Raw genomic sequence first — 21,916 nt, 5'->3', positions numbered from 1 at the left:
CCGTTGTGCAGAGATAATTAAAACAATCTCATTTGCTTCATTACCTGATAAATCAGTTCCAGGATTGGAATTGCCATGAATAACAGCAAATGACCAATAATCAATACAAAAGGAGTTTTGTACATGACCTCTAAACGCACCCTCACCTCCCTGTTTTGTGCCAGCGCATTCATGCTTGGCCTCAGTGCTTGTAGTGACAATAAAGCTCCAGCTGATGCCAATAGCAACACCAATGCCGCTGCCTCGAGTTCAGGCACCTTAGAGAAAATCAAAAAGTCCGGCACCATTGTGCTGGGTTATCGTGACTCATCCATTCCCTTCTCCTATATTGCCGATACGCCAAATCAGCCAGTCGGTTATGCACATGATCTGCAACTAAAAGTAGTGGAAGCGCTAAAACAGAAACTGGAGATGCCAGATCTGAAAATCCGCTACAACCTGGTCACCAGCCAGAACCGGATTCCACTGGTTTCTAACGGGACTGTCGATTTAGAGTGTGGCTCGACCACCAACAATCAGGAACGCCAGCAGCAAGTCGCTTTCTCGGTCGGTTTCTTCCAGGTGGGTTCACGTTTACTGACGGCCAAAGATTCCGGCATTCAGGATTTTGCTGACTTAAAAGGCAAAAAACTGGTCACCACCGCTGGCACCACCTCTGAACGTTATATCCGCCAGCATGAAAAAGAACTCGGTATTGGCGAAATTATTTCAGCCAAAGACCATGCCGAATCGTTCCTGATGCTACAAAGTGGCCGTGCCGCTGCCTTTATGATGGATGATATTCTGCTGGCCGGTGAAAAATCCAAAGCCACCGATCCAGACAAATGGGTAATTGTCGGCACGGCACCAATTCAGGAAATTTACGGCTGTATGCTGCGTAAAGGCGATACTGAATTTAAACAGGTGGTGGATGATGCCATTAAAGCCACCTATAGCTCGGGTGAAATCAACCAGATGTATAACAAATGGTTCCAGCAGCCAATTCCACCGAAGAACATCAACCTGAACTTTGAAATGTCCGATCAGCTGAAAGACCTGATTGCCAATCCGCACGATCGTGATCAGTAACACTCCAACATAAACCGGCTCAGGTAAACACGGATGCTTTACCTGAGTTTTTGAGGAGGACGTATGAATTATAGTTGGAACTGGGGTGTCCTGTTTCAGTCTACCGGCATTGGCGACAGTACCTATCTGCACTGGATTCTCGCCGGTCTGGGCTGGCTGCTGGTGATTGCCATTGTGGCCTGGAGTATTGCCATGCTACTGGGCAGCATTTTGGGGATTATGCGAACCCTGCCCAGCAAAACCGCCCGCACGATTGGCACCGCCTATGTCACCATTTTCCGTAATGTACCGCTGCTGATCCAGCTGTTCATCTGGTTCTATGTGGTGCCCAATTTCCTGCCAGCGCCCATCAAAAGCTGGTGGATGAATGATCTAGGCGCGCATACTTCAGCGCTGATTTCAGCCAGTATCGGGCTGGGACTGTTTACCGCGGCACGGGTCTGTGAACAGGTGCGCACCGGTATTGAAGCCCTGCCACGTGGACAGATCAATGCCGGCTATGCCATGGGTTTTAGTACCGCGCAGTTATATCGCTATGTAATTTTGCCGCAGTCATTTCGCACCATTTTGCCGCCGTTAAGCTCGGAGCTGACCAACTGCGTTAAAAACACCTCAGTCGCCTCTCTGGTCGGGGTGGCTGAAATTATCTCGCAAATGAAAACCATCAGTGAGTACACGCAAAACACCATTGAAATTTATACCATTGTCACCGTTATTTTTATTGTGATTAATATTTGCCTGATTCAGGGCATGAACCTGCTGGAAAAACGTTTACGTGTTCCCGGCCTGATTGCAGGAGAAAAATAATGGAATGGCTCACTGCATTTTTAAATGATTTACAACTGTCCGGGCCGGCGCTCTGGCATGGTTTTACCATTACCTTAAAAGTGCTGGTCATGGCGACCATTGGCGGTATTCTAATTGGCACCCTGCTGGCGTTAATGCGCCTGTCTTCTATTCGCGTACTGAATCTGTTTGCACAAGGCTATGTCAATCTGTTCCGCTCGATTCCCTTGCTGCTCGTGCTAATGTGGTTCTATTTTGCAGTACCGTTTTTCTACACCGCCCTCACCGGGAATTACCTGACCATTGATACCGCGCTGGTGTCGAGTATCGTGGCCTTTATGCTATTTGAGGCGGCCTACTTTTCTGAAATTGTCCGTGCCGGGATTCAGTCCATTCCCAAAGGTCAGACTGCGGCTGCCTATGCGCTGGGCATGACTTATGGCCAGTCGATGCGGCTGATTATTTTGCCGCAGGCCTTTCGCAAAATGACCCCGCTGCTGTTACAGCAGACCATCATCCTGTTTCAGGACTCCACCATGGTTTATGCCATTGGCCTGCTGGATTTCTTCCGTACCAATTATGTCCGCGGCGATTTAATGGCGCTGCTGACCCAATATATTCTATTTGCCGGGCTGGTGTATTTTAGCGTGAGTTTAATCGCCACCTATGCAGTGAAAAAACTACAAAGGAGGCTGACGGTATGACCGAACCCAAGATTATGATTGACCTCCAGAATGTCAGCAAATGGTATAAGGATTTTCAAGTCCTGGCCGATTGCAGCACCCAGATTCGTCAAGGGGAAGTGGTGGTAGTATGTGGACCATCGGGTTCGGGAAAATCGACCTTGATTAAAACCGTAAATGGTCTGGAGCCGTTTCAAAAAGGCCAGATTCTGGTTGATGGGATTTCAATTAGCGATCCGAAAACCAATCTGAACAAACTGCGCAGTCGCGTCGGCATGGTGTTCCAGCATTTCGAGCTGTTTCCGCATTTAAGCATTACCGAAAACCTGACCATTGCCCAGATCAAAGTACTGGGCCGCTCGGAAACTGAAGCCAAACAGAAAGGGCTGGCCTATCTGGATCGGGTTGGTTTAAGTTCGCAGGCGAACAAATTTCCGGCGCAACTCTCTGGTGGGCAGCAGCAGCGGGTTGCCATTGCCCGCGCCTTAAGTATGGACCCGATTGCCATGCTGTTTGATGAACCAACCTCGGCGCTGGACCCGGAAATGATTACCGAAGTACTGGACGTAATGGTCGAGCTGGCGCGTGAAGGCATGACCATGATGTGTGTGACCCATGAAATGGGCTTTGCCCGCCAGGTCGCCAACCGGGTGATTTTTATGGATCAGGGTAAAATTGTCGAAGACTGCACCAAAGATGAATTCTTTAATACCCAGCGCGGTGAACGTGCCCAGCAGTTCCTAGATAAAATCCTGCATTAATCCGTACAACCAAACATCCCAAATTAAGAAGCAGATCAGATGATCTGCTTTTTTTTCGTATTCGATTACTCCAGCACCAGACGCGCATTGGTCGGCTGTACCGGCCAGTTATTCGGATGTTCCATCAGCTGTGAAAAAGCCTGAATCTGCTGTCTCGAGGCCTGCTGAATCTGTTTGAAGACAATCCAGCGCACGCCTTCGGTACACGGCGGCGTGGTTAAAGAGCCGTTAAAACGATAATAATCCCGTTGCTCCGGTAAAAATGCCGCGGCTACATCCTGATGGTTTAAAATAATGGCCTCACCGGGTTGCTGCGGTAATTCCTGCCACAGCTGTTTCAGCTTCGGATTTTCCTGACCTTCCTGAAACATAATTGCCAGCACCGCCAGTTCACCCGCAGGTGTGGCATGTACCAGATGCATCTCCATCGCAAAACTTTGCCCCTGAATGGTGTTTTCACTTGGACTATGCAAATGGAACTGCTTGAGCTCAAAGACTTTCTGGTCCAGTTCCAAATGATTCCCCTGTTCAAAATTGACCTGAACCGTGCGCTGGTTATTCACAATGGTTTTAGCCTTGGCCGCATAGTTCAGTTTTAACGGCGGCAACTGTGCCGGTGTGGTCTGGGCAATATTAATGGGCGCCTGATTCATGCCCGCGCAGGCCTGATATTCCGGTTTTAACTGGCTCCATTTATCCGGCGCAGTCTGTGCCGCATAGCTCCAGTCAAAATGACTGCCCTCGGCAGCAAAAGCCATATTCATACTCAAAAGTGCAGTCGCTGCAAAAATACTCCGTTTCATTCTTCAACCTTGAAAACACATCATCAAAAGAGCCTTGATCATCCGTAACCTGCGCCGGCAGGACAAAACCAAATCTTCCAACTGCTTATTGCTTTTGTATCTGATTAAAGCGGTTTTTGAGCGTTATAATTCAGCCTGATGGCCTGATAATGACTTGTCCGGTGCATCGACTTATCAAGTTGTACTGATCAATCACGACGTTGCCGCCCAAACCCACCTTGGTTTCCAGTTCGATGATGATGCTTTTTTATAAGTCCGGTACTAACAGTTTTCTGGCTGCTGGATCAGCGACTTATAAAACTGATGACGCTTTGCTTAAATCAACCGGCAACAACATGAGGTATTGAAGAAGTAGATCAGCGATTCTGCTGGCGCTGGCCGATTTTTTAGCTCAGCTTTAGCATGGAATTTTCGCGGTCTTACTAGGTATGTTAAGTTTTCTACCGGGATGGATTGGCCTCGAATTTTAGCTGCACCAGCATGAAGCATGATTGACGTTGTGATTTAGCCAACGCCACTTGTCATTGACGAGTTGATCACAGGATTCATCACTAAAAATGGAATATCTAAACCAAACCAGCTGATGAGTATCTTGCTTATTCAAAAGTCAGTCTTTCTGATCAGGAGCGTCGATCTATGAATTGATTGAACAGGAATTCGACAGTCTGCACGTCAGCGCCTGCATCTGTCTTAAATATGTCATAAACAGCCACTACACTGCTTGTCATCGGGATCGCACACCACTCCCTGCCCATATTCAGGGTCAATTCCAAGAAAGTGCCCTCCTCACTGCATAACATCAGCACAGCCACTATTCATCCAGCAAACGGCTGTGGGTCAAGGTGGAAGGCCATTATTTTTTATAAACCAGTTACGACTCCAGCGATTCCCTCCAGGATCGCTTTTTTTCTTTTTTAAGGATTTATTTGTGCTGAAGCGCCTCATCTTTTGGCAGGCTTCTGGCCCAGACCAGAATCGGAAGCAGACACAGCAGCGCAATCCCGCTAATCATCATTAAATAGCGTGCATAACCAAGCTGATCGCCCAGTATGCCGCTGAGGCTATACAGCCCACCACTGACGGTAGCCATCAGCGCCACCTGAAAGGTAAAATCGGTACCGGCCAGCTGTTTGCGGCTATAGTGCATCACCAAAGTGAGCATCACCACCAGCAGCATCGCCGAAATACCATCTTCCAGCGCATTAATCAGATAAATCAGCCACAATGCTACCGCCTGCTGCTGTTCATACTGATAGGCCAGCCAGCTATAGGCGGCTAAAGCCAGTACTTTCAACACTGAAAACAACACTAAAGCCCGAGCACGTGACATCACCCTGAGCAATAAGCCGGCCACACCTGCACCGAGTAACGCCGCAAACGCCCCTAGCATGGTCACATAAATACCAATCTGGGAAAAACTTAAGCCCAAATCGACCATTAACGGTTTGAGTAGTGGGCCAGATAAACCATCGGCAATTTTAAAACTGAGCAGCACCCATAACCATAGTGCCAAGCTGCGGCTCTGGCGAAAATAACCCAGATACTGGCGCACAACCTGCCAGGAAAAAGGCGTGGTCTTCTGCGCTGTTTTGGCTGTATGTTGCGGTTCACGATACAGTAAAATTGGCAAGGTATTTAAAAATACCAGCAGTGCCAGTATCAGGAACGTGGCCTGCCAGTGCAGCCAGTCCAGGGCCCAGAGCATGGCGCCCCCACCAACAATAAAGCCCAGCCGTGAACCAATCACCTGAAAGGTATTGCCCCAGTGCTGCTGCTGGCCAGTTAAAATATTCACTGCCAGCCGGTCGGTGGCAATATCCTGCGTGGCTCCGACCAGATTCATCAGCAACAGTCCGACAAAAAAGCCAAACAAATACAGCGGTTCATTCAGGGCCTGAATCGGGATAAATGATAGCCCGATTAACACCACGACACTCAGCAACTGAGTCGGAATAATCCAGGAACGGTAATGGCCCTGGGCGCTCCGGCCAAAACGGTCCACCCACGGCGCCCAGAAAATTTTAATCGACCAGGGCAGCATTAACAGACCAAAACCGCCAATATGTGCCAGTGATACCCCTTGTGCCCGTAAAATCACAGGCAAGGCATGGGTCATAAAGCCTACCGGCAGACCTTGCGCCCAGTACAGGGAAAACAGCAACAGATAAAGATTCGGCATAGCAGCGGACATTCCTTTTTATTTCAGGCCAAGCGGATGACTCTAGGCAAAACTGCTCAAAAGAAAGCGTATTTTGCTCTGCTTACCCATTGAATAAAGTCGCAATATTTTGTAAAACTTGGCTGAGTTTCAGTAGGATAATACATAAAAACAATGACCAAGCAATTTCCTGTTTTACCTGATCAGGTGCCTGGCCGCGGCAGCGCCCTGAGCCGAGGCTTGTTTAAATCGCTCTTTTTGGCCCAAGGCTGGCAGCTGAAAGGCGAATTTCCCAACCTTCCCAAAGCAGTGGCGATTATTTCCCCGCATACCTCCAATATTGATGCCTGGCATGGCTTCGCTGCTCTGCTCGGACTGGGTCTGAAAGTCACCATTTTTGGCAAACATACCCTGTTTAATACACCGTTAAAACCGCTGCTGGAATGGATTGGGGTGGTACCGGTAATTCGCCATGCGCCGCAAGGCCATACCCAGCAGATTATTGAAATTATCCGGCAACGTGAACAGATCTGGGTCGGGATGGCGCCGGAAGGCACGCGCAAACAGGCCGAGCAGATTCGCAGCGGTTTTTATCATATTGCCTATGGCGCACAAATTCCGATTGTGATGTTCTCTTTTGATTATGCGCATAAGACCATTCATATTCTTGGTGTGTTTTATCCGACCGGGCATTATGAACAGGATTTAGACGCGATTTATCAGCATTATGAAGGCAAGTTTTCTGCCAAAAATCCGCACTGGCTGGCCAAGCCGTTACAAAAACGCTGGCCCAAAGACTAGCCAAAACCGTATTTTTTTGCTGAGATGTGCGCATATTTTGTTGAATTAATCTCCTATCGAATCATGAAATTACTGCAATTTTCGACCGCTGGCCTATTGCTACTGGCACTATCCGGCTGTGATCGGGCGGTACAAACGCCAGTGACTCCGACGCCCATTCAGGCGCGTGAACCGGTGGTGGCCATTGCCTTAGGCGGCGGCGGTGCCAAAGGTTTTGCCCATATTGGCGTACTGAAAGTTTTAGAATCACACGGCATTAAACCGAAAATTGTGACCGGCACCAGTGCCGGCAGTTTTGTCGGCAGTCTTTACGCCAGTGGTAAATCACCGTATCAGTTACAGCAACTGGCCCTGAACTTTAAAGAATCTGATATTCGCGATTTAACTCTGAACCGTCAGGGCTTTGTGCTGGGCCAGAAACTGCAGGACTATGTCAATCAGCAGGTCGGTAACAAAGCCATTCAGCAGTTCCCGATTCGTTTTGCTGCGGTCGCCACCCGTCTGGACAATGGCCGTAAAGCCGAGTTTATTAAAGGCAATGCCGGTCAGGCGGTACGTGCCTCCTGCAGTATTCCAAATGTGTTTGTCCCCGCAACTATTGGCGGCACCAAATATGTCGATGGCGGTCTGGTCAGCCCGATTCCGGTCAAAACTGCCAAAGATATGGGCGCTGATCTGGTCATTGCTGTAGATATTTCCGCGCGTCCGACCGGCAATACGCCCATGAATATGTGGGGCCTGCTCGATCAGACCATCAACATTATGGGCCAGCAGAGTATTCATGAAGAGCTACGTCAGGCCAATGTGGTGATTCAGCCTAAAGTTGGTCATATTGGCACACTGGATTTAAAAGCCAGCAACCAGACCATTTTAGAAGGTGAAAAAGCTGCCCAGCTGAAAATCCGCGCCATTGAAAAAGCCATCAGCGATTTTAAAAAATCTCCGGCCGCTTTGGCACCACCACCCAAAGCCAAATTTTAACATCGGGGATTTTTTCATATCCAAGTCGGTTGTCATCTGCTACATTGAACAGCATACAGATTGATCTATATCAATGATTCTTTTTACAATCATTCGCGACGAGTCGATGTATGGAATTTGTTCTTGAACCTTGGCACTGGTTTGTTTTAGGCATTTTGCTGATTCTTTCCGAGCTGCTGCTGCCGGCTTTTGCTGCGCTCTGGTTTGGCGTGGGCGCGCTGATGGTGGGCGTTTTATATCTGCTGTTCCCGATGATGGGCACCACCACGCAGCTGGTGATGTGGATCATTTTATCGGTGCTGTGTACCCTGCTCTGGTTTAAATTTATTAAACCACTGTCGATTGATAAAACCAAAGCCGGCCTGTCACGGGAAGCCACCATCGGCCAGATTGGTATGGTCATCCAGACCAATCTGGAGCATGACGAAGTGAAAGTCCGTTTTCCGATGCCGGTGCTCGGTTCTGATGAATGGAACTGCCGCACTCTAAGTCCGGTGCAGGTCGGTGATCGTGTGCGTGTGGTCGATATTCTTGGCAATGATCTGGTTGTGCAGTTGCATAGCCTGCAGAATGACAACGAAAAACAGTGAGTAATATAAAATGAATGCTGGCTCCATTATTGTTTTAGCCCTGCTGGCCTTTGTGGCCATCACCATTTTTAAAGGGGTGCGTATTGTTCCACAAGGCTATAAATGGATTGTGCAACGTTTGGGTAAATACCACACCACCCTAAGTCCGGGTCTGAACTTCGTAATTCCCTATGTCGATGAAGTGGCCTATAAAGTCACCACCAAAGACATTGTGCTGGACATTCCGTCTCAGGAAGTCATCAGCCGCGATAACGCCGTCCTGCTGATGAACGCGGTGGCCTACATTAACCTGACCACGCCAGAAAAAGCGGTGTACGGGATTGAAAACTATTCTTGGGCCATTCAGAACCTGGTACAAACCTCGTTGCGTTCTATTGTGGGTGAAATGGATCTGGATGATGCGCTGTCCTCACGTGACCATATTAAGGCACGTTTAAAAGCCTCGATTTCAGATGATATTGCGGACTGGGGTATTACCCTTAAAACCGTTGAAATTCAAGATATTAAACCATCCAACACAATGCAGTCAGCAATGGAAGAACAGGCGGCAGCAGAACGTCAGCGTCGTGCCACCGTAACCAAAGCCGATGGTGAAAAACAGGCAGCCATTCTGGAAGCCGAAGGCCGTCTTGAAGCTTCACGCCGTGATGCCGAAGCACAAGTGGTACTGGCCGAAGCTTCGCAACGTGCCATTGAAATGGTCACGACAGCAGTCGGCGATAAAGAAATTCCGGTGGCCTATCTGCTTGGTGAACAATATGTAAAAGCCATGCAGGATATGTCGAAATCGCCAAATGCCAAGACCGTGGTATTACCGGCCGATATTCTGAATACCATTCGTGGGGTCATGGGCCGACAAAACTAAGCGCCTTTTTAGCCAAAAATAGACAGCCTGGATGCTGTCTATTTTTATTGCCTGAAAGAAAAATCAGTATTTCATGCAAAATTATGGTTAAATTTCGCCTTCATTTTTTAATCTTTCAGGACTTGTGAGTATCCATCAAGAATTTGCATGGAACGCATTGAGGCCATAAGTCCTTTACTGTCCAACATACTATATGGATACCGTATGAGCTCCCTAAATCCGACCTTAATCACCTTTCTGTTTTATATTGTCGCCATGATCGCGATTGGTCTGATGGCCTATCGCGCAACCACCAACTTTTCAGACTATATTCTGGGTGGCCGCCGTTTAGGCAGCTTTGTCACGGCCCTGTCTGCTGGCGCATCGGATATGAGTGGCTGGTTATTAATGGGTTTACCGGGAGCAATTTATCTGTCCGGTTTATCTGAGGTGTGGATTGCCATTGGTCTGATTATTGGTGCCTGGCTAAACTGGTTACTGGTCGCAGGCCGCTTACGGGTACATACCGAAGTGCAGCACAATGCCCTGACCTTACCGGATTATTTCTCCAATCGCTTTAATGACCAGAAAAAAGTGCTGCGTATTGTATCGGCCTTTGTGATTCTGATTTTCTTTGCGATTTACTGTGCCTCTGGCATGGTGGCCGGTGCGCGCTTGTTCGAAAGTATGTTTGAAATGTCGTATAGCACGGCCTTATGGATCAGTGCCATTGCCACCATCAGCTATGTTTTTATTGGCGGCTTCTTGGCGGTGTCCTGGACAGACACCATTCAGGCTGGCCTGATGATCTTTGCCTTAATCCTGACGCCTATTGTCACCCTGCTGACCTTTTCTGATTTATCTCAAGTGACGCTGGCACTGGAAGCTGCGCGTCCGCAAGCCATGAATCTGGTCGGTGATTTAAGTATTGTTGCGATTATCTCGTTACTGGCCTGGGGCCTGGGTTATTTCGGTCAGCCGCACATTCTGGTGCGCTTCATGGCGGCAGATTCGGTGAAGTCGATTCCGAATGCACGCCGCATTGGCATGACCTGGATGATCCTGTGTTTAGGTGGTGCGGTGGCGGCCGGTTTCTTTGGTATTGCCTACTTCCAGCAACATCCGGAACTGGCCGGGGTGGTGAATGCCAACCCTGAAACCGTGTTTATGGAACTGACCAAAATCCTGTTTAACCCGTGGGTGGCTGGTATTGTCTTGGCGGCAATTCTGGCTGCGGTGATGAGTACCCTAAGCTGTCAGCTGCTGGTGTGTTCAAGTACCCTGACTGAAGACTTCTATAAATCATTCCTGCGTAAATCTGCCTCACAAAAAGAGCTGGTCTGGGTTGGCCGTTTAATGGTGTTACTGATTGCCCTGCTGGCAATCTGGATGGCCGGTAATCCGGAATCGAAAGTTCTTGGCCTGGTGGCTTATGCCTGGGCAGGTTTTGGTGCCGCCTTTGGTCCACTGATTATTTTGTCTTTATTCTGGAAACGCATGACTTTAAATGGCGCGCTAGCCGGCATGATCGTGGGTGCGGTGATGGTGATTCTCTGGAAAAATGTCTGGGGCGATACCGGTATCTATGAAATTATTCCGGGCTTTGTCTGCTCGTTTATTGCCATTATTGTGGTGAGCTTGCTGGGCAAAGCGCCAAGCAGCAGCATTACTGAGCGTTTTGATGAAGCAGACCGCTTGTACAAACAACAGACTCAATAATTGCTCCATGCAAAAACAAAATAGCCAGTGACATCACTGGCTATTTTTTTAGCAACTTAATTGATCAATTCAAAGACTGGACAGTAAGAGAGTACGCGGACCATTTTGGATGGTGACAATGGCTGACAATCTCTGACCCAACTCTCCCACCAAAGAACAGCAAACGCCCCTTGCTGCTGTTCTTTAGCTGAATCTTTGAAGCAGCGTTTAAGATTCCAGCCCTTCTTTATTACCCTGCTTTTTACGCGACTTGCTAAAGCGCTGCGCCGGCCAGGACATAATAAAACGTGCACCGCCCAAAGTGGTGCTCTGATCCACCTCAATCTTGCCGCCAAACCAGTAGGCAATCCGGCTGACAATCGACAGGCCGAGACCATACCCCCCAGAGGCACGGGTACGGCTATCATCTAAACGGGCAAAGGCTTCAAATACGCGGCTCCGGTCTTCTTCTGGAATGCCCGGCCCATCATCTTCCACACAGACATAAGCCACGCCTTGTGCAGTCACGCCACCGCTGACCAGTACCTTGTGGTCACAATAACGCACCGCATTCCCGACCAAGTTCTGCACCACGCGGTGTAAATAACGGCGCTCGGCATCGACTTCCAGACTGGTCGACATGGTTTGCAGCTGGATGTCCTTACCGGTTTTCAGCGCATTAGTTTCATTGACCACCTGATCCAGCACATCAAACAGCACCACTTTTTCAATTTCTAACGATGGCATGCCCTGCTCCAGTTTGGCATAGGTCATGATCTCGTCAATCAGGGTATTCAGCGCTTCAATGTCTTTATCAATCATGTCCAGCTGCTGAATCCGGTATTCATAATCATCTTCTTCGGCCAGCATTTCCATCCCGAAACGAATCCGCGCCACCGGGGTACGCAGTTCATGCGATACCGCGCGCATCAGCTCGCGCTGGGCTTCAATCAGACGCTGGATATGATCGGACATGCTGTTATAGCTGGAGGCCAGACTAGCCATTTCATCTGAACCGTCAATGGGTAAACGCAGGTTTAAATCGCCGGTTTTCATACGGTTCAAGGCGAAATTTACTTCACGGATTTTGCGCTGCATCGGCAGAATCAGACCATAAATGCCCAGACTCAGAATAAACAGACTCAGCAAGGTAATCCCGGCCGCCAGCTGGAATGGCATCCAGTTAAACAGCGGTACCGGACCAAGTACCAGCACCTCGGACGGTGAGTTCGGCATTGGCGAAATAATGGAGATGGTGGTGCCACGTACGCTGGCATTATCCCGATACAGGATAATGCTGTGGTCCAGCCTTAAACGGCCAATTTGCTCGGAGTCGAGCGGTAAATCGGCAATGTTCTGAATGTCGATAGGATAAGAGAACTGATCCTGGATACGGGCCAGATATTCTTTTTCCTGTCCCGGGAAATAGACCAGATAATCCAGAATAAAGATCGGCAATGCCTTCATTTGCCGTTCGGTAATTTCATCGGCCTTGATATACAGATAATGTTCCGGGTCATTTTTCAGGCCCATAATAATATAGGCTGTGGTCGTTTCTGCATCGTAACGTACCGCAGCCTTGCGCTCTTTAATCCGTTTCAGTTCGGCCCGTGACAGCTCGACCTTATCGGCAGCAATATAATAGATAGGCAGTTCCAGCAAATCTGAGGCATCTGAAATCCAGTCCTGCTTTTGCTGCTCATTGGGTTGTCGCGCCACCCCTTCACTAATGATATAAGCCATACCATCGGTCAGGGATTCACGATATTCTTGCGCGCGCTGATAGTTAATGATCTGAACCAGCAGATAGCCAAACACGGCCACCAATGCCACCAGAATCACCAATCCTGCATAAATCCGCAAGAATATGCTGTGTTTGAACACGAAAAACCGTCCTATATCAGATACGCGCGACGATTATATACCATTCGTTTCTTTGACAAATAAGTATCCTTTGCTGCGTACAGTTTTAATACGCTTTGGATTTTCCGGGTCATCGCCAATTTTTGGACGGATGCGCGAAATACGTACGTCAATTGAACGGTCCTGACCGTCATATTCAATCCCGCGCAGGCGCTCGAAAATATCTTCACGCGACAGGATACGGCCAGCATTCGAAGCCAGTAACCAGAGCAGGTCATATTCTGCGCTGGTGAAATCGACCAGTTCACCATTCAAGGTTACTGAGCGGCCACCATTGTCGATGACCAGGTCATCAAATTCGATACGCTGTGCCACTTCATCTTCAGGGGCTTTGTCAGTACGGCGCAGCAAGGCACGAATACGCGCCAGCAGAACACGTGGCTGAACCGGCTTGGCGACATAGTCATCTGCACCCATTTCCAGACCCAGAACCTGGTCCATATCTTCGGTACGTGCAGTGAGCATCAGAATCGGTTGATGATAATGTGGACGAACCTCGCGGCAAATGGTCAAACCGTCTGCACCCGGCAGCATTACATCCAGCACCACTAAATCTGGCTGCTCCGCGATAATACGGCGGATGGCACGGTTACCATCTGGCTCGACACCCACTTCCAGTCCGTTACGGATCAGGTATTCCTGGGTTAAACGTGCCAGACGCTCATCATCTTCAACAATTAAAATTTTTGGTAACTTTTCTTCTTGGCTCATGAACTGCCCCTTTATTTGATTAAACGTATTCTATCCTTTTAAAATCCGGGAGATACGTCGAAATATATTCTGCAATATACACACGTTTACATTGTAAACAAGATGCTATTCACTAAACTGATACATCAAAGTAGCTTTTTGTTATATTTTTATTAATTATTGAATTCCTTATACTTTTCTCTTTTTAACTGAATTCCATGAATTCAACAACATAAATCTTTTTAAAATGTACAATTTTTTTGCAGCTTTTGGCCATTGATCAGAATGTGACTGACTGTTCAAAGAGATTTTTAGTTATCCACAAGTTTATCTATAAGCAGATTATACCGGCTTTGTTATGCTATGCCCTTGTCCGATAAGGCTTATAGCCGAATGGACAAATCGGGGATTTTTTTGCAAAAGATTTTATCCAAAAAACGCCAAAAATTTTAAAGAAAAGTCAATATTGATCTACCCTAAAATTTCCCGTATCTTGTGTTCAATTCAATTTTAAACCACTAAGTCTTGTGTTTATTCCTCAAACACTGTGGCCTATTTTTTGCCCGGTTCAATGGTCTATAAACATAACAATAGATGACAATGGAGCTATGCTGACATGAGCGTAATCACATCCACACCCGGTCAACTTCAGGTGATTAAACGCACCGGTGAAGTGGCCCCTTTCGATGCAGAAAAAATCTCTGTAGCGATTGGTAAAGCTTTCCTGGCGGTTGAAGGTCAGCAAAGCGCCGATTCCAGCCGTATTCATGACCGTATCGAACAACTGACTGAAATGGTTCTGAACACGTTTAAGCGTCGTTTACCATCAGGCGGCACCATTCACATTGAAGAAATTCAGGACCAGGTTGAACTTGCGCTTATGCGTACTGGCGAACAGAAAGTTGCTCGTGCTTATGTCATCTATCGCGAACAACGTTCTGAAGCACGTAAGCAGATGGGTGCCAACCATCATCCGACCTTACAGATCACTGACAGCCAGGGCCAGTTAAAGCCACTGGATTTAAGTGCATTGACAGCAACCGTCACCACTGCAGCTGAAGGTCTTGAAGGCATTGATGTTCAGGCCATTGTCGATGAAACCGTGAAAAACCTGTACAACGGCGTAAAAGAGTCAGACATCTCAACCACCATGATGATGGCGACGCGTACCCGTATTGAACAGGAACCAAACTATACTTACGTTACTGCGCGCCTGCTGTGTAATGACTTAGTGGCAACAGGCCTGGAGTTCCTGGGTCTACCAGTAGAAACCCCTGAAGGCGAAGCTCTGGAAACCTTCCTGAAAAAAGGTATCGAGCTGGAGCTGCTGTCAGAAGACCTGCTGAACTTTGATCTGGCAAAACTGGCCGCTGCCATTCAGCCAGAACGTTCTAACCAGTTTACGTATCTTGGTTTACAGACGTTATTCGACCGTTACTTCATCCATAAAGATGGTATCCGTTTCGAATTGCCGCAATTGTTCTTCATGCGCGTTTCTATGGGTCTGGCGCTGAACGAAGACAACAAAGAAGAACGTGCAATTGAGTTCTATAACTTGTTGTCGAGCTTCGACTACATGGCTTCTACGCCGACCCTGTTTAACTCAGGTACGCTACGTCCTCAGTTATCTAGCTGTTACCTCACTACCATTGGTGATGACCTGTACGATATTTATGGCGCAATGCGTGACAATGCGATGCTGTCTAAATGGGCAGGCGGTTTAGGTAATGACTGGACTCCAGTTCGTGCCCTGAACTCTTACATCAAAGGGACCAACGGTAAATCACAAGGTGTGGTACCGTTCCTGAAAGTCGCAAACGATACTGCGGTTGCGGTGAACCAGGGTGGTAAGCGTAAAGGTGCGGTGTGTGCCTACCTTGAAACCTGGCACTTAGACATTGAAGAATTCCTGGAACTGCGTAAGAACACCGGTGATGACCGTCGTCGTACCCATGACATGAACACAGCCAACTGGGTTCCTGACTTATTCATGCAACGTGTGTTTGAAGATGCAGAATGGACCCTGTTCACGCCATCTGAAACACCAGACCTGCATGATCTGACTGGTCAGGCCTTCACTGAACGCTATACGCATTACGAAGCGGTAGCGAAAGAACAGAACCTGCTGCACAAGAAAGTACGTGCCAAAGACTTATGGCGCAAAATGCTGTCGATGCTGTTCGAAACCGGCCATCCTTGGATCACATTCAAAGACGTATGTAACCTGCGTTCACCACAACAACACGTAGGCGTGGTGCATTCATCTAACTTGTGTACAGAAATTACCCTGAACACCAGCAAAGATGAAATCGCGGTCTGTAACCTAGGCTCAATTAACCTGGTACAGCACGTTCAAGGCGGCAAACTGGATCATGAAAAACTGGCACGTACCATCAAAACTGCGGTACGTATGCTCGACAACGTGATCGACATCAACTACTACGCGGTACCACAGGCGAAAAACTCGAACCTGCGTCACCGTCCGGTGGGTATGGGGATCATGGGCTTCCAGGATGCACTGTACGAAATGGGTATTGCTTACGGTTCTGATGCAGCAGTTGATTTTGCTGATGAATCAATGGAGGTGATTTCTTACTACGCAATTCAAACTTCAAGTGATCTGGCGGTTGAGCGTGGTACCTATGAAACCTTCAAAGGTTCATTATGGGATCAGGGTATTTTACCAATCGACTCTTTAGAGCTGGTGGCGAAAACCCGTCCTGAGCGCATGTTTGAAGTTGATCGTACCCAACGTCTGGACTGGGACACTTTACGTGCCAAAGTTCAAAAAGACGGTATGCGTAACTCGAACGTGATGGCCATTGCACCAACAGCAACTATTTCTAACATCTGTGGCGTGTCTCAATCGATTGAGCCAACCTTCCAGAACCTGTATGTGAAATCGAACCTGTCTGGTGAGTTCACTGTGATCAACCCTTACCTGGTACGTGCATTGAAAGAACGCGGCCTATGGGATGCGGTAATGGTCAACGACCTGAAACATTTCGAAGGTTCTGTTCAGAAGATTTCTCGTATTCCTGAAGAATTAAAAGCGATCTTTGCGACTGCGTTTGAAGTTGAGCCACGCTGGATCGTAGATGCTGCTTCTCGTCGTCAAAAATGGATCGACCAAGCGCAGTCTCTGAACCTTTACATCTCTGGTGCAAATGGTAAGAAACTGGACATCACCTATAAGATGGCTTGGTTACGTGGTCTGAAAACGACGTATTATCTGCGTGCTTTGGGTGCAACATCGGCTGAGAAATCAACCATTAATACTGGTGCATTGAATGCAGTTAAACCTGCAACCGTTGCGGCTCCTGTAGTTGCAGCGCCAGTGGTTGAAGAGAAAAAACCTGAAGCGCCTGTAGAGGAAGAAGGTTTCACTCAAGCAGCACCAGTGCCACAAGCATGTTCAATTGATAATCCTGATTGTGAAGCTTGCCAGTAAGCCTCGCTTGATAAAAATCCCCCTAAATCCCCCTTTTCCAAAGGGGGACTTCCCAAAATCAGATTCGATATGCGGGAAGGCCTTTCTTTATTAAAGGAGGGGTGTGGGGAGGATTGCAAAGTATTTGAAAATAACACAGGAAAAGACCATGCCTCATATGACTCATAACTATATGTTAGGACTCGCGGTTCTGGTCTTTTCCTTTATTTTCTTTTACACGCCGATGGTCTATGCCTTTTTGGCCATTCGCAAACAGAAGCGAAAGCAAAATAAGTCTTGAGGATCGTGTTCTACGTACATTTTTAGAACAAGCATCGGCAAAACTTAATTTTGCTTTCACAAATTAAGCGTATAGTAAGACATCTCCCCTTCGTCGTGAGATGTCCAATAAAAGATATAAAGCAACGAAGAGAGAATTGATATGTCTATCCTAAGTTGGGACGATTTCGAAGATGATTCGCAAAAACCGGCTGCTCCTGAACACCAGCCTACGCCCGTCGAACCGCAAAAAGCGGCTAATCCGCAAGTGGTACCTGCTGCAGAGCAACCACAGACGCATGTGGCAGCTGCACAACCCGCTGCAACCCCTCGAAGCGGATCAGCAAATTCAACCGATTCGCTGGCAAGAGCATCTGCTTCCCTAGAACAGCTTGACGTGGCGCCTGGCCTGGAAGAGCTGGAAATGGGTGCAGGACGTGTACAGGTTGATGACAAACGTATGATCAACTGCCGCGCTGACTTAAACCAGCTGGTGCCGTTCAAATACGAATGGGCTTGGCAAAAATATCTGGATGGTTGTGCCAACCACTGGATGCCACAAGAAATCAACATGAACCACGACATTGCGTTGTGGAAGTCTGAAAATGGCTTGACTGAAGATGAACGTACCATCGTGATGCGTTCACTGGGCTTCTTCTCGACTGCTGACTCACTGGTGGCCAATAACCTGGTTCTGGCGATCTACCGTCACATCACTAACCCGGAATGCCGTCAGTACATCTTGCGTCAATCATTTGAAGAAGCGATTCACACGCATGCTTATCAGTACTGTATCGAATCTTTAGGCATGGATGAAGGTGAAGTCTTCAATATGTACCGTGAAGTACCATCAGTCGCACGTAAAGCAGCTTGGGGCCTGAAATACACCCAATCTTTAAGCGACCCAACCTTCAAAACCGGTACGCCTGAAAACGACCAGATTTTGCTGCGTAACCTGATTGCATTCTACTGTGTACTTGAAGGTATTTTCTTCTACTGTGGTTTCACACAAATCCTGTCAATGGGCCGTCGTAACAAGATGAATGGTGTGGCGGAACAGTTCCAGTACATCCTGCGTGATGAATCAATGCACTTGAACTTCGGTATTGATATGATCAACCAGATCAAGATCGAGAACCCACATCTGTGGACTGCTGAATTCCAGCAAGAAGTGATTCAAATGATTCTTGAAGGCACCATGCTTGAGATTGAATATGCACGTGATACTATGCCACGTGGCGTATTGGGCATGAACGCTGGCATGATGGAAGAATATCTGAAGTTCATCTGTAACCGCCGTTTAAGCCAGTTGGGCTTACCTGAGCAGTTTAGCGGTGTGACCAACCCGTTTGCCTGGATGTCTGAGATGATGGACCTGCGTAAAGAGAAGAATTTCTTCGAGACGCGTGTGACGGATTATCAGACGGGCGGCGCGTTGAGCTGGTAAGCGAAAGATTTCGTCACGCGACACATAAGTTGTCATTTGCGACACATAAAATGTCATTGCGCGACACATAAGTTGTCATTGATCAAAAAACCGCCATAAATTGGCGGTTTTTTAAAATATACGATCTAGTCTTTAATTAAATATTTATATTACACATAAATGTTAAAACAATGAAAAGGCTAAAATACTTGCAAAATTAAATATGTATTAGGGACGAGACTATTTAAATGTCAAAAGAAAAGCGCCAAAAAATTTGGAATGAATTAAAAATAACTTTTGCAAAAATTAAAGAAATTCATTCAGCTCCTCAAATAACATCAACAAATCAATATTTATCTTTAACACCAATTACTAGCGCAGATCAAGATAACGCGTATTCCGATATGCTGAAATTCGCATTATCACAGAATAAAACGAACAATATTGCTATAACTGGGCCATATGGTTCAGGTAAGAGTAGTGTTTTACAAACTTTTCAAAAAAAGCATCCACAATGGAAATACTTAAATATATCGTTAGCAACATTTAAAGATGAATTAGAAGTGGGAAACGCTAATAGTAAAGAAATTGAAATTGAAGCTATAGAAAAAAGCATACTACAACAACTCTTTTATTCAGTCGATCAAAAAACATTACCTCGCTCTCGACTAAAGCGCATCGTAACTGTTAAAACTAGAGAGCTAATTGCCAATACACTTTTTATTTTCCTCTGGGCTTTTCTAGCACTATTTGTATTTTTTCCACAAAGTATTTTTTTTGAAAAGCTTAGTATATTGGCTAGTTCAGACCAACTACCTACAACAACTGCTTCATTATTATTCTTATTATTTTGCATAGTTGGATTATTTACTGGAATAAAATATATTGAAAAGCTAAAAGAACTTAAGTTGAAGTTTCAAGATACTGAAATCACATTAAATAATGAAAAATCAGAATCAATACTGAACAAACACCTAGATGAGATTTTATATTTTTTTGAAAGAACAAAATTTGACGTTATCATAATTGAAGATCTAGATCGTTTTGAAAATTCAGAAATTTTTATTCGACTAAGGGAGCTCAATACCCTTATCAACAACTCAAAGCAAGTAAACCGTCCTATAGTATTTTTATACGCTATTAGAGATAACATGTTCAAAGATAAAGATCGATCTAAGTTTTTCGATTTTATCATCCCAATTATTCCTGTCATAAACCCCACAAATGCTTATGATTTGATTCGAAAAAACTATATTAACAAACAAAGTGATAGTCAACTACACGATGAAATAGAAGATGTTTTCCTACATCAGGTCTCACTTTATTTTGATGATATGAGACTGGTAACAAATATTTTTAATGAATTTAAACTCTATGTAAAGAAACTTAACAACCCAAATCTAAATAAAAACAAATTATTAGCTTTAATAATTTATAAAAACTACTACCCTGCCGAATTTGCAAATCTACACTCTAATCAAGGTGAAATATATGAAATTTTTACAATTAAAAAGAAAAAAATTATTTCAAATCAATTAGAAAAAATTAAACATGAAATTGTCGCTTTGGATGAGAAAATTCAAGCATCCCAATTAGAAAAAATTCAAACCATCACTGAATTAAGAAAATTATATATTTATGAAATTCTTAGCAGAATGCCTATTGTCACAAATTTTCATCGTTCTGGCCACAGTATACAGCATAACCAAATTTCTTATTTAATAAAGTTAAAAGCTGACAGCTTGGATCTTGATCACCAAAATCTCACAAATGATGAAAGTTTCGAAGTTATTCAGAATTCCAAAAAACTTGAATGGATTGTTGAAATTCAAAACAATGATCGATATATGCGCTGTGAAATTATAAATATTGAAGATACTAAATTTACTTTCCAAATAATTGAAAATATAGTTAACACTACGCTTTCATATAAAGAAAGAGAAAATAGAATTTAAAATAGTGAAACAACGAATCGTGGAAAATTATTGGAGGAAAAGCAAGGTTTAGTTAATCAAAGAAATTATCTTAAGCAAAATACATTAAAAGAGTTACTCACTATAAACTCAAGTGAAGAATTCTTTGAATCTGATATACATCCACCTCTACTTCAATTTTTAGTTAGAGAAGGTTACATAGACGAGCACTATTCTGACTATATTTCATTCTTTATTGACAGTGTAATAAATATTACTGAAAGAGACTATGCTCAAAGTGTTATAAACCATATAAACTCAGATTTTGATATAACTTTAACTAATGTGGAAAAAGTATTAGAAAAATACTTAACCCCTAGACAATTTTTACATACAAGCATTCTTAATTTTTGTTTAGTCGACTATATACTTGAGAACTATACTAAATTCAAAGATCATTACAACAACTTATTTGAGCTATTATCAAATCAGGATGAACGTTCAATCCAGTTCATTTTCGAATATATAGATAGAGGAGAGAATTTATCCATATTCATTAATAAAATAGTTAAAAGTTGGCATAATATTTTTGAGCATATTCATAGGTCAATGGCAGATGAAGGGTAATCCCCCCTAAAAATAATAGGATCTAAAAGTAGAATTTTCTCTTAAGATACGAGCAGGAGATTCTGCATGAAAACATCTAAATTTACTGACAGCCAGATCATGTCCATTTTAAAACAGGCAGAATCTGGCACACCTGTAGCGACCCTTTGCCGTGAACACGGCATGAGTAATGCTACCTTTTATAAATGGCGTGCCAAATATGGTGGTATGGATACATCATTAATGGCTCGACTGAAAGAGCTAGAAGCCGAAAATACCAGACTTAAAAAGATGTATGCGGAAGAGCGATTAAAGGCCGAAATCATCCAGGAAGCGATGGCAAAAAAGTGGTAAAGCCATCTTGCCGGCGTAAGATGGCACAACAGGCAGTTGCCCAGCATGCCATTAGTATTCGTTTGGCTTGTAAAGCATTTGGCATTAGTGAAACCTGCTACCGCTATCAAGCCAAACTCAGC

At 45.6% G+C, this 21,916-nt stretch carries 18 protein-coding genes and 1 pseudogene; 15 read left to right on the top strand and 4 right to left on the bottom strand.

The genetic code is table 11. The annotated features are described in order from the left end of the window. Positions 1-123: 123 nt before the first annotated feature. From FTT64_RS08795 to FTT64_RS08780, 4 genes are all read left to right on the top strand, one after another. A complete protein-coding gene (locus FTT64_RS08795; protein WP_016659882.1) occupies positions 124-1,068 on the top strand; it encodes a transporter substrate-binding domain-containing protein in 945 nt (314 codons plus the stop codon). Positions 1,069-1,131: 63 nt separating this feature from the next. Continuing rightward, on the top strand, positions 1,132-1,875 hold the full coding sequence (locus tag FTT64_RS08790) for an amino acid ABC transporter permease (protein ID WP_005176049.1): 744 nt from the start codon (positions 1,132-1,134) through the stop codon (positions 1,873-1,875). Beyond that, positions 1,875-2,558 (top strand): ABC transporter permease subunit, encoded by a 684-nt coding sequence (locus tag FTT64_RS08785; RefSeq protein WP_005176046.1) that lies wholly within the window; start codon positions 1,875-1,877, stop codon positions 2,556-2,558. Before FTT64_RS08790 ends, FTT64_RS08785 begins: the two co-directional genes overlap by 1 nt. Before the next feature lie 14 nt (positions 2,559-2,572). Continuing rightward, positions 2,573-3,298, top strand: a complete 726-nt coding sequence (locus FTT64_RS08780; protein WP_171457064.1) for an amino acid ABC transporter ATP-binding protein — start codon at positions 2,573-2,575, stop codon at positions 3,296-3,298. Between the two features lie 65 nt (positions 3,299-3,363). On the opposite strand, the gene FTT64_RS08775 is transcribed toward FTT64_RS08780, so the two are convergent. After that, entirely contained in the window at positions 3,364-4,101 is a 738-nt protein-coding gene (locus tag FTT64_RS08775) for a carbonic anhydrase (protein WP_127798721.1), read from the bottom strand. 922 nt (positions 4,102-5,023) lie between these two features. Beyond that, entirely contained in the window at positions 5,024-6,280 is a 1,257-nt protein-coding gene (locus FTT64_RS08770) for an MFS transporter (RefSeq protein WP_180182298.1), read from the bottom strand. A 153-nt stretch (positions 6,281-6,433) separates the two neighbouring features. On the opposite strand from FTT64_RS08770, the gene FTT64_RS08765 reads away from it, so the two are divergent. The 5 genes from FTT64_RS08765 to putP all read left to right on the top strand — a co-directional run bounded on the left by FTT64_RS08765 (position 6,434) and on the right by putP (position 11,194). Further along, positions 6,434-7,060, top strand: coding sequence for a lysophospholipid acyltransferase family protein (locus FTT64_RS08765; protein WP_163146071.1), 627 nt, complete (start codon positions 6,434-6,436; stop codon positions 7,058-7,060). A 63-nt stretch (positions 7,061-7,123) separates the two neighbouring features. Next, positions 7,124-8,041, top strand: coding sequence for a patatin-like phospholipase family protein (locus FTT64_RS08760; RefSeq protein WP_168396349.1), 918 nt, complete (start codon positions 7,124-7,126; stop codon positions 8,039-8,041). Between the two features lie 110 nt (positions 8,042-8,151). Further along, positions 8,152-8,631, top strand: coding sequence for an NfeD family protein (locus tag FTT64_RS08755; protein ID WP_005176030.1), 480 nt, complete (start codon positions 8,152-8,154; stop codon positions 8,629-8,631). Positions 8,632-8,641: 10 nt separating this feature from the next. Beyond that, complete coding sequence (locus FTT64_RS08750) at positions 8,642-9,496, top strand: SPFH domain-containing protein (RefSeq protein WP_005176027.1); 855 nt, start codon at positions 8,642-8,644, stop codon at positions 9,494-9,496. Between the two features lie 204 nt (positions 9,497-9,700). After that, on the top strand, positions 9,701-11,194 hold the full coding sequence (gene putP / locus FTT64_RS08745) for a sodium/proline symporter PutP (RefSeq protein ID WP_075167564.1): 1,494 nt from the start codon (positions 9,701-9,703) through the stop codon (positions 11,192-11,194). 207 nt (positions 11,195-11,401) lie between these two features. Here the strand turns inward: putP and bfmS are convergent, their stop codons facing one another. Together bfmS and bfmR are read right to left on the bottom strand one after the other, a co-directional pair. Next, positions 11,402-13,057, bottom strand: a complete 1,656-nt coding sequence (gene bfmS / locus FTT64_RS08740) for a sensor histidine kinase BfmS (protein ID WP_163146073.1) — start codon at positions 13,055-13,057, stop codon at positions 11,402-11,404. Between the two features lie 33 nt (positions 13,058-13,090). Continuing rightward, the gene (bfmR, locus tag FTT64_RS08735; protein WP_005176018.1) at positions 13,091-13,807 is read right to left on the bottom strand and encodes a response regulator transcription factor BfmR; all 717 of its coding nucleotides are present in this window, start codon (positions 13,805-13,807) and stop codon (positions 13,091-13,093) included. A gap of 595 nt (positions 13,808-14,402) precedes the next feature. Here bfmR and FTT64_RS08730 point away from each other — a divergent pair. The 6 genes and pseudogenes from FTT64_RS08730 to FTT64_RS08715 form a co-directional block, all read left to right on the top strand. Beyond that, on the top strand, positions 14,403-17,237 hold the full coding sequence (locus tag FTT64_RS08730; protein WP_016659875.1) for a ribonucleoside-diphosphate reductase subunit alpha: 2,835 nt from the start codon (positions 14,403-14,405) through the stop codon (positions 17,235-17,237). A 148-nt stretch (positions 17,238-17,385) separates the two neighbouring features. Continuing rightward, positions 17,386-17,517, top strand: a complete 132-nt coding sequence (locus FTT64_RS14445; protein ID WP_081407111.1) for a preprotein translocase subunit YajC — start codon at positions 17,386-17,388, stop codon at positions 17,515-17,517. A 141-nt stretch (positions 17,518-17,658) separates the two neighbouring features. Then, positions 17,659-18,942 carry a ribonucleotide-diphosphate reductase subunit beta gene (locus tag FTT64_RS08725; protein ID WP_005175999.1) on the top strand — a complete coding sequence of 428 codons (1,284 nt, stop codon included), beginning with the start codon at positions 17,659-17,661 and terminating at the stop codon, positions 18,940-18,942. A gap of 227 nt (positions 18,943-19,169) precedes the next feature. Beyond that, a complete protein-coding gene (locus tag FTT64_RS08720; RefSeq protein WP_227554589.1) occupies positions 19,170-20,876 on the top strand; it encodes a P-loop NTPase fold protein in 1,707 nt (568 codons plus the stop codon). A gap of 30 nt (positions 20,877-20,906) precedes the next feature. Further along, on the top strand, positions 20,907-21,461 hold the full coding sequence (locus FTT64_RS14440) for a hypothetical protein (RefSeq protein ID WP_227554590.1): 555 nt from the start codon (positions 20,907-20,909) through the stop codon (positions 21,459-21,461). Between the two features lie 66 nt (positions 21,462-21,527). Next, positions 21,528-21,916: pseudogene (locus FTT64_RS08715) on the top strand (transposase); the annotation flags it as partial.

Origin of the sequence: Acinetobacter sp. Q186-3, from assembly GCF_013420655.1 — a bacterium.
Taxonomy (GTDB): Bacteria; Pseudomonadota; Gammaproteobacteria; order Pseudomonadales; family Moraxellaceae; genus Acinetobacter; species Acinetobacter indicus.
Note: the sequence above shows the minus strand (reverse complement) of the source record. Positions and strands in the feature narration are given on the sequence as shown.